The sequence below is a fragment of the Pseudobutyrivibrio sp. OR37 genome, from assembly GCF_900113655.1.
GTDB lineage: Bacteria > Bacillota > Clostridia > Lachnospirales > Lachnospiraceae > Pseudobutyrivibrio.
Genome location: NZ_FOQF01000035.1, coordinates 12,594 through 28,500, shown reverse-complemented (window position 1 = coordinate 28,500; position 15,907 = coordinate 12,594). Strand labels below are relative to the sequence as shown.

General features: G+C 39.4%; 6 protein-coding genes and 1 pseudogene. 1 reads left to right on the top strand and 6 read right to left on the bottom strand.

Going from position 1 to position 15,907, the window contains the following annotated elements; all coding sequences use genetic code 11:
• The 4 genes from BM097_RS13840 to BM097_RS13820 form a co-directional block, all read right to left on the bottom strand.
• On the bottom strand, positions 1-450 hold a 450-nt coding region (locus BM097_RS13840), incomplete at its 3' end, for a polysaccharide biosynthesis protein (RefSeq protein WP_143084999.1).
• 49 nt (positions 451-499) lie between these two features.
• Positions 500-2,455, bottom strand: coding sequence for a nucleoside-diphosphate sugar epimerase/dehydratase (locus tag BM097_RS13835; protein WP_090551426.1), 1,956 nt, complete (start codon positions 2,453-2,455; stop codon positions 500-502).
• Between the two features lie 698 nt (positions 2,456-3,153).
• Positions 3,154-3,993 (bottom strand): Rpn family recombination-promoting nuclease/putative transposase, encoded by an 840-nt coding sequence (locus BM097_RS13825; protein WP_177197475.1) that lies wholly within the window; start codon positions 3,991-3,993, stop codon positions 3,154-3,156.
• 568 nt (positions 3,994-4,561) lie between these two features.
• A complete protein-coding gene (locus BM097_RS13820; protein WP_090551415.1) occupies positions 4,562-5,503 on the bottom strand; it encodes a hypothetical protein in 942 nt (313 codons plus the stop codon).
• Between the two features lie 772 nt (positions 5,504-6,275).
• On the opposite strand from BM097_RS13820, the gene BM097_RS13815 reads away from it, so the two are divergent.
• Positions 6,276-6,500 (top strand): hypothetical protein, encoded by a 225-nt coding sequence (locus BM097_RS13815; protein WP_143084998.1) that lies wholly within the window; start codon positions 6,276-6,278, stop codon positions 6,498-6,500.
• Here BM097_RS13815 and BM097_RS16950 read toward each other — a convergent pair.
• Together BM097_RS16950 and BM097_RS13805 are read right to left on the bottom strand one after the other, a co-directional pair.
• Positions 6,469-6,582 (bottom strand): annotated as a pseudogene (locus BM097_RS16950) (MobA/MobL family protein); the annotation flags it as partial. The gene BM097_RS13815 and the pseudogene BM097_RS16950 overlap by 32 nt on opposite strands.
• Before the next feature lie 366 nt (positions 6,583-6,948).
• Positions 6,949-15,756: an InlB B-repeat-containing protein gene (locus BM097_RS13805; protein WP_090551408.1), complete on the bottom strand. Its 8,808-nt coding sequence runs from the start codon at positions 15,754-15,756 to the stop codon at positions 6,949-6,951.
• Between the last annotated feature and the right edge of the window lie 151 nt (positions 15,757-15,907).

Sequence of the window (15,907 nt, the reverse complement as noted above, 5' to 3'; positions counted from 1 at the left end):
CATAGCCTTTGATATACCCATAGCATTAATAGGGTAAGCAGCCTTGTCTGTTGAAAGACAAACAACACGCTGAACGCCTGCCTCAACTGCTGCGTGAAGAACGTTGTCAGTACCTTCTACATTTGTACGAACAGCTTCCATTGGGAAGAATTCGCATGAAGGCACCTGCTTAAGTGCTGCTGCGTGGAAGATGAAATCTACGCCTGGCATAGCATCCTGAACTGAACGCATGTTACGAACATCGCCAATGTAAAATTTAACCTTACCTGCAAGGTCTGGATGCTCAGCCTGAAGCTGATGTCTCATATCATCCTGCTTCTTCTCATCACGTGAGAAAATTCGGATTTCCTTTAAATCTGAATCTAAGAAATGCTTAAGTACAGTGCTTCCGAATGAGCCTGTACCACCTGTAATCATAAGTGTTTTGTCTTTAAATAATTCGCAATTCATTTTATACTCCTTAAAAACTAATATGCTTATCTGGTATATTCTACCACATTTATCCTCTGAATGTTGGTACAGTTTCACGAATCTTCTGTACCACCTCTGGGCCCTCGTTGCTGTAAGCAAGTGCCATGAGAGCACGTAGGTTGTTAATGAACATATCTGAATCAAACTTGATAGGCTCTGCCACGTGAATCAAGTGATTCTCTGTTTCCTTCAATCCCTCCTCGCTCATAAGCTTTTCTTCGTAAAGCTTTTCGCCTGGGCGAAGGCCGATTTCCTTGATTTCAATATCTATATCTGGGCGAAGGCCTGCAAGCTCTATCATGTTGCGGGCAAGGTCAAGAATCTTGACTGGCTCTCCCATATCTAACACGAATATTTCTCCGCCGCTGGCGTTGGCCCCTGCCTTAAGCACAAGGCTGACTGCCTCTGGGATAGTCATAAAGTAGCGGATGATGTCACGGTGTGTAAGAGTAACTGGACCGCCCTCTGCAATCTGCTTTTTGAACAAAGGCACTACCGAACCGTTAGAACCAAGCACGTTACCAAAACGTACCGCAACGTATTCTGTATGTCCACTGCCAGCTGCCACTTTATCAGCATCTTCCATATCAATATCAAGCTGATGTGTGATAAGCACTGGAAGCTTGTCCTCCTGATTGTTGCGCACCATGTTATCGAAGGTCTGGATGATCATCTCACAGATTCGCTTTGTTGCGCCCATTACGTTAGTAGGATTAACAGCCTTGTCAGTACTGATAAGAACGAATCTATCGCAGCCGTATTTCATGGCAGCATAGGCTGTCTTGTATGTTCCTACTGCATTATTCTTGATTGCTTCGCAAGGGCTGTCCTCCATAAGAGGCACATGCTTGTGTGCTGCTGCGTGATAACAAATGTTAGGTCTGTAGGTTTCAAAAACAGAATTGATTCTGCGGGCATCACGCACCGAACCTATCAATGTAACCAAATCAAGCTCTGGATATCTGCGCTTAAGCTCAAGCTGAATATCGTAAGCATTGTTCTCATAAACATCAAAAATAATAAGCTGCTTTGGCTCGTACTTAGCAATCTGTCTGCAAAGCTCTGAACCGATGGAACCACCACCGCCTGTTACCAGCACAACCTTGCCCTTAATCTGCGCTGCCACATCCTCCTGATGAAGGCTGATAGGATCACGACCAAGCACATCCTCGATAGTGATATTCTGAAGATTGCCCGCGCTGATAATGCCGGCCTTTTCAGCATACATATTTGGAAGCTGCTTGATGCGGCAATTTGTTTCCTTACATATATTAATAAGGTTTCGCTTATCACTAGGAGTGATGTTTGCGATAGCGATGTAAATCTCTTTGATTTCGTACTTTTCAACAGCAAAAAGGATTTTGTCCCTGCCGCCGATGACCTCCACGCCATCGATGTATCTGCCCCATTTATTAGGGTTGTCATCGATGATGGCTACAACCTTTGTGTTGCCGTTGGCACCACCGTTGACGAAATTGACATCACGGAGAATCATACGCCCTGCAGAACCTGCACCGATAAGCAGTACGTTATTTTCTGTGCCATGGTTCTCCCTGTTCTCCCTGAGAAGCAAGATGAATCTGTATGAAAATCTAATGGATACAGCAAAGAAAAACTGAAATGCTATTCCAAACACAAAATAAGAAATAGGCATTCTGTAAATGAATGCAATGACAACCACCACATTAGAAATAAATGTAATAGCTGTAGCAATCACTAGCTTCTTAAGCTCATAAAAGCTGGCGAAGCGCCAGATACTTCTGTAAAGCCCTAGGAAGTAATAAACTGCCAATACAAACAATGTGTATGGAATTATGATTTGATAATATTTGTGCAAATATTGTTCATCTATATGCGAGAACTGGCAATCAAAACGTAGCCATAATGCAAGAAAATATGACAGTGCTACTGTAAACACATCATATACCGCAAGTACAGTAGCAACCTTCTGCCAATGCTGAATTTTCATAATTGGTTTATCCATGAAAAATGCTCCTATATAATTAATCGGAGTTATTATATCACATCTGCAGAAAGATTGCTGTATATTTACTTTTTTGCTTTTTCAGGTGAACAGAGGAAGGGCTCCACAGCGGTAGCTATGCCTATTTTAATTGGGATGATGGGATTTTTTGCTTGGGTGATGTGGTTTTACGCTGATGTGAGCGGATATGGTGGAATTATAGCGGGCATGCGGCATATCACTTTGAGGGACTACGTCTCAGTCGCCGATATTGGACTAATTGGACGTAGGAGTAGGAGATGGTTTTGGGTGGTTTGATTGACTCGGTATATAGTGTGTGAAAATTGATGTATATATACCAAAAATGGCATGTTTTTGAAGTGTTAATGATGAACTTGGTATATGTTGTGTGAAGATTGTTGTATATATACTTTTTTGAGCTGATTTTGAGCATTTTAGGCGCTGAAAAAGTATATATATGAACAAGTTCACACTATATATACCTTAATAGCGAAATCTATGCCATTTTCTCCCTAAAAAAGTTTTGATTTGAGATTTATGTTGCTTGTATATACTTTTTTTGATTTTACAGGTGAACAGAGGAAGGGCTACACAGCGGTATCTATGCCTATTCTATAGAAAAAGGCATCTGCAAGAGATGCCTTTGGGTAAAATAAACAATGGCAGGGCGTCATGCCCTGCCATTGTTAATCGCTTATTTATAACATTGTCATGTATTTACTGAATTCACTTTTATCAATTCCTAAAGCTTCCATAGCCTGCTCTGCTGTAAGCTTCATGTTTTTCATGAGGTTCCTGATGTTAGAAACTGCGGCTTCCTGGCGCCCTTCGACAAGTCCTTCCGCGCGCCCTTCTTCTCGGCCCTCATGTCGAATGATTGCTTCCTCTTCCCATCTTTGCATATATTTTACACCCACTTTCTCGTTGGCCTTCACCTGAGAAACTCGATTCATTATCCTATCTAGATTCGGTGAAGATTGATTAATAATCTCTTCACCTTCATTATATTCAATGAATTTCATCAGTGCAACAAATTCTGGTGAAACATCCTCTGTATTATGGCCTCGTGTGTTGATAAAGATGCGCTTGGCGCCATCACCAAGAGTAAGCTCTGGATACTCCCTGCAGACTTCCTCGAATGTGTATATGTATTTGCCCATTCCAAACAGATCGAATGGCATAATCATGATGATTGTAGTGTTTTTAATAGTATTAAAATTGATTTCACCTGGGGCTAAAAGTGATGAATCAATTAGCGCCTGATAATACCTTGTGCGCTTAATTAGGTCGTCGCGCCACTCCTTTTGCATTTCAGTATTGTAGACTGTGGAATCGTCGTCCATGGCGAACACATCCACCCTGATGGAACGCAGCCATGGGGCTGTCCGAAACTCCTTCTCTGTCTCCGCTTCTGTGAGAAGATTGAGTTCCTCTTCTCCTAAAATGATTCTAAGTAGCGCCTCGTAAGTTTCCCGATCCTCCACGACTTCATCGAATAGAAACTTGTCCAGCAATGTTAACTCCTGTAGGGTTTTCACAATATTACCTCCTGTACCCTTTGATGTTAGGATTATAGCAAACGAATTTTCGAGAAGATATGTTCGTTTTTACTGAAATATGAGCTTATTTTTGCGATGTTCGGGTGAGAATAACTAATGGATTTTTAGATGGCTGAAAGCCTTGATTTTACTGGGCTTGCGTGATATTTAAAGTTAAGTTTTTCCCTGCTTTTTTGTCTATCCGCTTAACTGTGTTGGAGTTGATTTGGGATGATGGGCGGACTTGGTATATGATGTGTGAAGATCGATGTATATATACTTTTTTGAACTGATTTTGAGCTTTTTAGGCGCTGAAATAGTATATATTTGAACAAGTTCACACTATATATACTTTAATAGCGGAATCTATGCCATTTTCTCCCTAAAAAGGTTTTGAATTGAGATTTATGTTCCTTATATATACTTTTTTTGATTTTACAGCTGAACAGAGGAATAGCTCCACAGCGGTATCTATGCCTATTCTATAGAAAAAGGCATCTGCGAGAGATGCCTTGGGGTAAAATAAACAATGGCAGGGCGCTTTGCCCTGCCATTGTTTATCGCTTATTTATAACATTGTCATATATTTACTAAATTCGCTTTTATCAATTCCTAACGCTTCCATAGCCTGCTCAGCTGTAAGCTTCATGTTTTTCATGAGGTTTCTGATATTAGAAACTGCGGCTTCCTGGCGTCCTTCTGCTATTCCACTATCATGTGCTCTTATTATATCTAAATCGAGTACTCTGCCTCCCATATAATCACCTACTCTCCGATTAATATTTACATATTTATTAGTAAGTTTCTCGTTCACTTCTTTGATTAATTTAATGATAACACCTCGTGAAAAAGCTGACAAGATATTGTTTTCCACCAATTTATCAAGCCTTGTCAGCATGACTTCATACTCTTGTATTAAAGCATCAGCCTGCGCACTATCTAGCTCAATTTGCGGTAATTCTTTTTCTTTCGTAAAAAGATAAAACGGTAATAAAAAATACAATTCTTTTTCAAATATTTCGTCTAGGCTATAATTATTAACACATACAACCTTTACCGGATATGAACATCTGCCACCTGGTGTTGATATATTGACTGTCATTTCTTCAGGCATCCTACCACGGCTGCGTAAAAAGAGCACTGATGTGTGAGGGAACCTTACATTTAATGTGTAATTTTCAAATGTTCTTTCTTCCAGGGCTATTTGCGCATCGTATTCAAACATGCGAATCAGTATGGTTCCATCATCCGGAGATGATTCACACTCTGTATGATATTTTTTGGTGATTCCATTCATACTCACTTGCACCAATGAATCAGTAATTCGTTTTTCATTTACCTCCATGCCCCGATCTATCAAATGTTCATTACATCCTCTGACAATACAAGCCGTACTGTCATAATGCTCACCAAAGGTGTAATTCAAAAATGGCAGAAGTAGATCATCACACTTCACTGCCATGGTCCTGAATGCATCGTCGTATGCAAATTCAGTGTATAACTCTTCCATAACACTTATTCCTTGCTTGTAATTCTGACATCATTAATGATATGGCAAGTATTATAGCAAACAAATTTTCGAGAGGATATGTTCGTTTTTACTGAAATATGAGCTTATTTTTGCGATGTTCGGGTGAGAATATCCAATGGATTTTTGGATGGCTGGAAGCCTTGATTTTACTGGGTTTGCGCGATGTTTAAAGTTAAGTTTTTTCCTGCTTTTTTGTCTATCCACTTAACTGTGTTGGAGTTGATTTGGGATGATTGGTGGACTTGGTATATGATGTGTGAAGATTTATGTATATATACTTTTTTGCTTTTCCAGGTGAACAGAGGAATTGCTCCACAGCGGTATCTATGCCTATTCTGATTAGGTTGAATGAATTTTTTGTGCTGGGTGATGTGGTTTTACGCTGATGTGAGCGGATATGTTGGAATAAAAGCAGGCATGCGGCATATCACTTTGAGGGACTACGTCTATTCAGCGATTATATATTCACCTAGACGTAAATACCAACGATTCTTTGGTTTGACCTGCTCTTTCTGACTTGTTGATTTTGGAAATAGAATATAATTAATTCTTTTTCCTGCAGATACAAGACACTAATGCATATATGTTACCGAGATAATACACACTGGGTATGTGGGCTACGTCTCAGTCATTGATATTAAGCTATTTGGACGTAGGAGCATGATAACAGAAGAGCTCCACAGCGGTATCTATGCCTATTCTGATTGTCTATCACAACAATAACTTGAAAGGGTTTGACTGTGTTAGGGCTATGACAGGAAAGAGCGTACTACTCCCATCAGTTGAAACTAAGAAAGTTATTCCATCAGACTACAGACTATTCCAAGTTGCTGATTTTATTTGCACAATGAAGCTCACTGAGCTTAAGCTTGAAAAGCATAACATGTCAGTGCAGGAACTTAGATTCTTCAGTGGTCTTTTCAGTCTTGGATTTATAGCCTTTCTTAATGCGGATTGCGTTGTCCTTTTTCATTAACTGAATCATGGATTGCCCAATCTGCACACATACCCTTGGAAACAAAGTTCTCTATCACATATTTTCTCACTACATCCTCGGCAACTTCATAAGTCCATGCGTTAGAAAGTGATGCTTTAAATGTCCTGCAAAGCTGTAAATTAAATCCTCTTTAGGGTCTGGCTTGTATGTGTGCCCATCATACTCGCAGTATAGTTCTTCACGGCTGATATAACCAGCTGCATCAATGCCAGAGGGACAAGAGTTCTTGGCATTACCACCTCTTGTCACTATGCTGTTAAAGTACGAAGAGCCCGGCCGAAGCCGAGCTCTCCTGTAGACTTATGCACATTAAGATGCATATATCGGATGGGGCGAACCATCCTTTTATGATGGGCCGAAGCCCCAATCAAGGCGGGGCGAACCGCCCTGATTGTTGCAATGTTGTGTGAGTAACTGGGTTACTCGATTAAGTAGTAGGTGTCCACTTAGCATAAAGTGTCACATTTCCAGTAGAACCTGCTGGAATTGATGTTACTGGATTGCCAGTGAACTCCGCATTTGTGTACCAACCACCAAAATCATTATTAGCCTTTGTAGGATTCTTTAATATAATAGCTGATGACTCAATGGTATAATTTGCTGGATTACCACTATCATTTGTTCCTTCATTCAAATTATAAGTAATTTTGTAACTAATAGGTGTCCATACAGCCACTAATGTTAAATTACCTCTAACTGTAGCAGTATCTAACTTAAAGTACTTAGTTGCTGTCTCATCCTCTGCACCACTAACTCTCCAACCCTTAAATGAGTAACCTGTTCTAGTTGGATTTGTAAGAGTTCTTACACCATCTGTTACCTTCCAATTAGTTGGGTTAGGATTTGATGTTTCAAATGAAGTACCCTTCCAATTATCAGCTGCTTCAGTTGTTCCAGCTATACCATCATCATATGTAATGTTGTAAGTATTAACTGTATACTTAGCCTTTACTGTGATAGTTGCACCGTTTGTTACATTAGCTGCTGTAACTGCAAATTTGCCTTCTGCTAATGTTGCGCCAGAAACTTCCCATTTTGAGAATGTATATCCAGCTTTTGTTGGCTTAGCTGTTTCTGCAGATGAAACAGTTACCTCAAGTTTATTATCTGTAAGATCTGTTACATAAACAGCACCACTCTTATCTAGAACAGCAGTAGAACCAGCTGTTCCACCATCAAGATCAACTACTACTGTCGCATGCTTTGCCTCTTCCCAAACTGCGTATAATATAGTCTTCTGGTTAGCATACTGAGGAGTAAGATCTACTGCCTGTGTAGGAGCATAAGTTACACCACCGTTTGACTTAAGTGCCCATCCCTTAAATGTATAAACTGCTGCTGCACCAGTTGGCTCTGGTATTGTACGAATTCTAGCACTTTCAGCATCAGTGTATGAGATAGGTGAAATGCTACTTACTGAGCCTACTGTAGACTTAAGTGTAACCTGTCTAGTCCATGGTGTCCACTTAGCATACAGTGTAATTGTTGAATCACTACTTGCTGGTGTTAATGCATCTTCATCATCATATTCCACAGATCCAGTCTTAGTTGTTGCCCAACCATCGAATGAGTAACCTGTTCTTGTGAATGCTACTGGCTTCAATGTTACATTCTGATCACCTGCATAAACAACCTGGTCAGCCATTGAGCCTGTGCCTTCATTTGCATCAAACTTAACAGTAGTCTTTGCTTTATTTGTCCATGTTGCTGTTAATTCTACATTACCAGCGATTGTTGCTGTAAGAGAAACACCCTTCTTTGCTACAGTTGGTTCTGCTGAACCAACCTTAACTGTCCAACCTGCAAATGTCTGTGTAGCTGTATCCTCTAAATCATTAATTGCAACTGTGCCATCTGTGCCATCTGTCTGCTTGTATGATGTAGGAGCTACAAACTCTTTACCATCTGCATTCTTCTTAAACTTAGCGCCATTTGTGTTCTTGTAAGATACTGTGTATGTTACAGGATTCCACTTAGCAACTAAATTAAGTGTAGCAGGTGTATCTGTATCATTAAGCTTTAATCCAGCAAATGTTACATCCTCGCCACCTAATGTCCAGCCTGCAAATGTGTAACCAGCCTTTTCATAATCTGTACCATTTGGAAGTGCTGTAGGATTATTATCTGCTCCAACTGTATATGTATCACTTGTCTTTGGAGTCTTTCCTTCCTTAACAGTTCCACCAGCCCAAGCATAATTGATTGTTCTAGTCTGTCCTGTCCACTGAGCTGTAAGTATCTTAGCCTCAGCCTTATCAAATGTTACTGTTGCTGCACCAACTGATGTTGCTGCAACGTCATCCTTAAACTTGTAACCTGCGAATGTATAACCATTCTTTACAGGTTCTACATTTGGTAAGCCTACTGTCAAATTAGCTACAGTAAATGTATTCTGCTTAGTAGGTGCTGAAGTAAACTTACCTCCTGCAAGGTTATATGTGATTGGATATGATTCTGTAGACCATACACCATAAAGTGTAATATCAGAACCACTTACTGTAATGTTAGCTCCATCACCATATACAACTGTTGTTGCTGCAGAATTTGTATCCCAACCTGAGAATACATAGTTTTCTTTTGTTACTTCAGTTCTATTCAATGGCTTAATACTTACTGTTGAACCATTTGTAATATTAGTCTGGTCTGTCATTGATGTAGAACCATTAGTTACAAATGAAATCTTATGAGTTGTTGTATCAGCAACCCATGTTGCAACCAACTTGTAGTCTCTGTTTTCAAGTGTAGTTACCTTGCTACCAATCTTTGATGAAGTGCCTTCTGCCCAACCATCAAACTTCATTCCTGCACGTACAAAGTCTGTGCTTCCTGCTGCTGCAAGAGCTGGCTTGTTTGTTGCTGTGAATGTAGATGGAAGCTGTGCAGTACCCTTATATGTACCACCATTCATATCATAAGTGATTGTATATGCTTCTGTTGCCCAAATAGCATACAAATCGATAGTATTGCCTGATGGTGTAAAGTTAGATACTACCTGGCCACCCTTATAATCAGGCTTTGCTGCGTACTGATTCTTAGCCCAACCAAGGAATGTTGCATCAGTTGCAGTCATTGCCTTAAGTGTAACCTTCTCTCCTACGCTATATTCTGTAGAATCTGTAGGAACTGTTGCAGATACACCGTTTGCATAATATGTAACCTTAAACTTATTTGGTTTCCAATCCGCATAAAGTGTAAAGTTCTTACCTTCTGTAATCTTGATTTCCTTTAATACAGCACCCTTTGGTGACTCTTTCCAACCATTGAATGTGTAGCCATCTCTGATTGCTGCTGCACCAACTGCATTAATTTGTGCTACTGCACTTGCATAACCTGCTGCATCATTTTCATATGCAATTGCCTTTACAGCAACACCACCCTGCATATTGAATGTTACCTTGTAAGGTGTAGCTACAAACTGTGCTTCATATGTAAGTGACTTTCCTGTTACATCTGGAAGGTTATAAATCTTTGTACCTGCCTTATATGTTATATTGTCACCTGTGTTCTTCCAACCAATGAACTTATAGCCAACCTTCTTTAGCTTAGGAGCATTTGGTAACTGATATACCTTGCCATAGTTTGCTGTAATATCCTTTGGAAGATCACCTGTAATCTTAGCGTCTGTTCCCTTAGAGAACTTAACTGTGTATGTACCTGTACGTGGCTTTTCAAATACAGCTGTAAGTGTTTCAACACGACCTGTGTCATCCTTAACTGTATATAATTCGCCTACGCCATGGAGTGTACCATCCTCAGCACGCCATCCACGTAATACATATTTCTCAGATACTTTCTTGCCATCAGCCTGTCTTGTTACCTTCTTAGCTGTGAAGCCGCTATTTGGTAATGTGAATGTATTGCTCTTAGCATTTGTCATTCTTGCTGTCTGGCCTGTGATTGTAAGTGTTGATCCATCAAATGCCTTTGAGTCTGCCATAAACTGAAGCATATACTTAGCCTGTGGCTTCTCAATCTTGAATGAAACAACCTTTTCTCCACCATAGTTATAAGCTTCGTTACCTCTTAATGTAGCCTTAGCTGTACCTATGATGTTCTTTGGATAAGCATAATCAACGATTGAGTAATTCTTAGGATCTACTACGATACCATCAATAATTACTGTAATATCATTAACATCAAGCTTAGGTAGCTCACCGGTCTTTGAATCATAGAAGTATGAGCCATAAACCTTTACTGTTGCCTTAGAAATATCGTAATTCTTTGCAAGATATCTAAACTGTACATCCTGTGAATCTGTGTAGTTTCCAGTACCTTCGAATCTAGCAAGGATAACTGTGTTTGCAGGGATAACATCACCTGCTACTACCTCAGCGTATGCTGCACGGTTAACCTTTGCCTTCTTATTAGTTACTGTTGTAGCGTTAAGATACATGTACTTAACAGTATAGTCCTTCTTGTTTGTAAGTGTCTTTGTACCCCACTTAACTACTGGTGCAGGATTAGCCCATGTCTTATCTGCGGCCTTATCCTTAATTGTAATTGTTGCTGCTTTCAATGAAGCCTTTTCAACTTCATACTGCATTGTTACTGCAGAACCCTTGATATTCTTCTTTGGTGTAGCTGTAACTGTAACTGTTGCGCCAACCTTGTTTGCATTTGAAGAATACTTGAAGCTGAAGTTCTGTGATACCCATGTAGAGTATGTCATTCCTTCTGGCCAGTTAAGGTCTGTATTTCTAAAGCTAATAACTGGGGCTACGCCCTTACCAGTAAATGGAACCGTTGCAATTGGCTCTGCTGTGCCAGATGTACGTGCATCTGGTAAATACTCAAACTGAATTACATTATTATTCTCAGTACGATCGTGCTTAGCATCATACTTAGCTTGATCTGCATCAAAGTCGAATGGATTTACCTTGTATGTTACGTTGAACGAACCTGTGTAACCATTCTTACCTGTAATCTTAATAGTCTTTGTTCCTGCGTTTACAAGATCTTTTGTAACGTACTTAACTTCATAAGCGCCATTTGGAGCTGCTATAGGATCATATTTAATTAATTGCTGTGGTTCAACATCAGCATCACCAGAGAACTTAACTTTAATATCTGGAGCCTGTGCTGTACCATCATATGTTACATCTGTAATCTCTACATCGTTCTTTGTAAGCTTGCCAGCTGTAAGAACATTGTATGTAAACTGCTTATTTCCTGAGAACTTACCAATACCGTAGATAACAAGCTTGCCGTTGCCAATGCCTGTCTTTGGATCATTAATTCCAAGGAGATAATCTACACCTTCTGTAAGAGTCTTGCCATTGTATGAAAGCTTAATGTTAGAATCGGTTAATGGATTCTTTCTATAGTCAAACTTCTCATTATTTGCGATGCCTTCAATTGTTGCCTTTGTAATAGCAACATCACCCTTATTTGTGATTGAAAGTGTCTTGGTAATTGAACCAGCATACTTACCATTTGTACCTGGAACGATTGTTACAGTGTACTTACCTGCCTGGTATACATGATTCTCTTTATCACTATAATATGCAGTACGTGATGTAGCACCTAATGATGAATATGGATTAAGTGTATGAACAAATACTACATCATAATCAGTTCCTCTTTCGAGAATCTTGTCACCAATCTTAACTGTTGGTACTACGTTTACATCCTGATTTGTTCCATCAAATACAACGTTCTTTGTATCAAATGATACTGTTGCCTTTGAAAGAGCAATACCTGCGTCTACTACGTTAACTGTTGCTGCAATAGAACCTGTATAATTGCCCATACCATTGATAGTAACAGGATATGCGCCAGGCTCCTTGCCCATGTTAGAGTAGTCTACTGTATAGTCTTTGTTTGCTACAAGTGTAACATAAGTTTTAGCATTTGCAGCTGCTGTTAACCATGTATATAGCTTGAAGCTAGGCTTCTGAATGGCATTTGTTTCAGGAATTGTTACTGTTGTACTTGGATCAACATAAAGACCAGTAATTGGTGCATTTGTTGCATCCGCAATTGCTAATGGAGCAATTTCAAACTTATAGGTATATGCGCCAGTATACTCACCCTTACCAGTAACAGTTACTGTAGGCTGCTTAGAAGCTGCATTACCAGCTACCCAAGCGTTTACATTATTTGTGTACTTAAGTGTGAAGTCCTTATCTAATGTAAGTAGCTTGTTACCGTAGAATACACGAATGTCATCAGTATAAGTTGAAGTTGTTAATCCATCGTCAAATACATGTGCTTTACCGTCATATGTAGCACTATTGAACTGAGCCTTTGTTAATTCAGAAATCCAGAATCCTTCTGGAACATCCTTAGCTGTCTTGCCTGCTGGAAGATCATCATTCTCTACATCTCCCTGGTAGTCAGTAGCTGCTGGAATCATAGTGAATGTATACTTTCCATCTGAATCTGCTGCTACTTCGTATGCATAAACAACACTAGTCGCTGCTTTTACTACAGATTTTCCGTCAGTAGCTACTACAAATAATGTAATGCTATTTGCGATATCTGTTGTCATAGTATCAACTAGCTCTATAGGTCCTGTATACTCTACAAGGTCCTTATCGTCTATAGCATTTTCAAGAGTTATAAGGTCTGTAGCTGGAGTACCTGTAACAGCAATTGTCTTTGCTGCTGTTGCGCCCCTTGAGACTGAATAGTAAATCTTTGCATTCTTTGTTGGTGATGCAAGTGTTACTTTTGTTCCATAATGGTAACTACTACTCTCTGCAAGCTTATCAACAGTTGCTATAGGAGCCTGAAGATTTTCTGTAGCCTTTGTAATCTCAAACGCTTTTGTTACTGTAGCGCCCTTAAAGTCTTCAAGAACACCTGTAAATGTAAGAGTTACCTTAGCTGTTTGAGCTACAGCCTTGTTATTTTCATACTTGAATGTGAAAATATCATCTTTGTATTCTGTAGTTGAAACAACAGTTGAATCTGATGTTTTCTTTACAATTACTTTGTTCTTATATACATATACAGTATTTGAGCCATCTACATATGTAACACATGCATTATCTGTTTCTGTGCTAGAATCTGTAACTGCAACGATATCGCTTCCCTTGAAGGTAATAGTTGGTGAAACAGTCTTTACATCAACTGCCGCATCACCTTCTGCACGATTAGTAACTTTCAAAGTTTCAAGTGTAAGTGCAGGGATAGTACATGATGCTGGGACTGTAACATATTTTCCATCAACTTTAATTCTATCGTTAGTACTTGCAACCTTCTTACACTTGTCACAACGATACTCATATGCACCCGCTGTTGTTCCGTCAATGCCAGGAACCTTTGTAATTACCTTGTGCCAGCTGTGCTCTGTGCAATCTGCTACGAATGTATACTTGAAATCGTAAGAGCCTTCGTAGAGATATTTTGTATTCTCAGGTTCTGTTGATTTAAAGGTAACTGTAACGATACCTTCACTACCGTTCGCTACTGCTGATACAACATAATCACTAGCAGCTAAATCAACAAGTTTATTTGTACTTGTATTTAACTTCTGTAACTTCTTACCATTAGCATCAAACAGACCATCAATTGTGGCTGTGCCAACGTTTGACTCTGTAAGATCTACAGTATTTCCAATTGTTGTCTTAGAAGGGTCCATCTTAGGTACTACCTTTGTAGTAACCTTATTTGTAGCAGAATCTTTATATTTGATAGAACCATCTGTCTGAGTTTTATTAGATACTTTAGCCTTAGTAATGTCAACATCAGCAAATGTCTCATCAGCATCTATAATCTCAAATGTTTTTTCAATAGTCTTAGAACCATTTGCAAATGCATAATTCTTAGCTGTTGTAGTATCCTTAAGGGTGATTGTGACTGTAGCTGTACCAACTTTATCGTTGTTTTTGTATGCTACGGTATAATTAGCCTCTGCTAGAGAACCTACATTTTTAAGTGGTTCAACAGCATATGCCACTGTACCTCTTTCATCTATGTTATCATCATTAGGGTCATTAGGATTGTATTTCAGTGTATATGCCTTCTTAGTTGAATCATAACCATAGTTAGCACCTAACAAATCACTAGCTTCAGTCTTTAAAACTACTTCAGCTGCTGTTATCTCTTTAGGTGTAATCTTAAATGCTATTTCTTTTTTGCTGTCTGCCTTATATGCTGTAGCAGTGCTCTTAGGTGTAATAACAATTGTGTAATTTCCAGCATTAGCAGATGCAAATGGGCTAGTTTCATCAGTTAACGCAACTGGAGCATCAGAAGAACCACTAGCCTTATACTTTATGTCAAATAAACTATTAGGATTTTCTACAACAGTGCCATCAGCAAGTTGCGCTTTAGCTATTTGCAAATCTGTGGTTCCATATACAACTGAAGCATCTTTAATACGCTCAGTTGAACCTGGCTTAGAAAATACAAATGTCATTGTAGCGACATCTGTTCTATTGTCAGTCCATAGAGCTGTAACCGTTGTGGCCGCAGTAACATGGATTTCTTCTCCAACGGCTTTAGTAACTGGTGTACTTTCACCAATTTCAACTGACCAACCTGCAAAGGTGAAACCTGCATTAGGGGTAAGCCCTGTTGAATCAGGTAATATATATTTACCAGCGTTAGCAACTGGAGATATTGAGCCGGTTCCACCATTTCCTGCTGCAAATGTAACAGCAAATCCTGTTACTTCAAATGACGCAGTAGCTTCACCTTCAAAGTCAGTTTGCCCTTCTGCTGCTTTAACCTTTACTGTATAAGTACCTACATCTTTTATTTCATCAATTTTTACAGGTGTAGAATCTGTAGTCCAGTATTCAACATCGTATTTGCTACCAGGGACTACATCTGGTGTTTCACCCACTTCAACTTTAGTTACAGTCGGTTTAACATCACTACCAGTATAAGCTGCTGAATTAGCACTTAAAGTAACTGTAGCACCTGAAATAGATGTTGCCCCCAACATAGTAGGTACTGAGTTTCCTAACAAATTAGCTCTTAAAAGGTTATCAAGATTTACAGAATCTTCATCACCTTCTTGGCCCTCGTCGGGTGTCGTTTCTTCTGGCACTATGTCAGTTTCACCCTCGTCGCCATTAAGATCATCATCAAAAGTGAACGTAGTCGTTCCAGCTTCTTCTTGCTTTCCAGCGCCATCGTCGCCTGCGCCAGAATTGTCATCCGCCGTTTCTTCGACTACTTCTGTTGGTTCATCAATTGCGGCAGCATTAACTACTGGCACGTTGAATGACGACGCAACCATTAATGCCGCAAGAGAACCACTTAGTAATCTCTTAATATGCATATATCATACCTCCTTAAAGTATAATGTATGGAAGGGCACAGAAATTGTGCGCTTCCCCCGTGTAATTCGCATTATATTCTGCTTTTTTTTTTTTTTCAATCCGTTTTCTGACTATTTCACAAAGAATACATAATATGGATAAAATTCACAG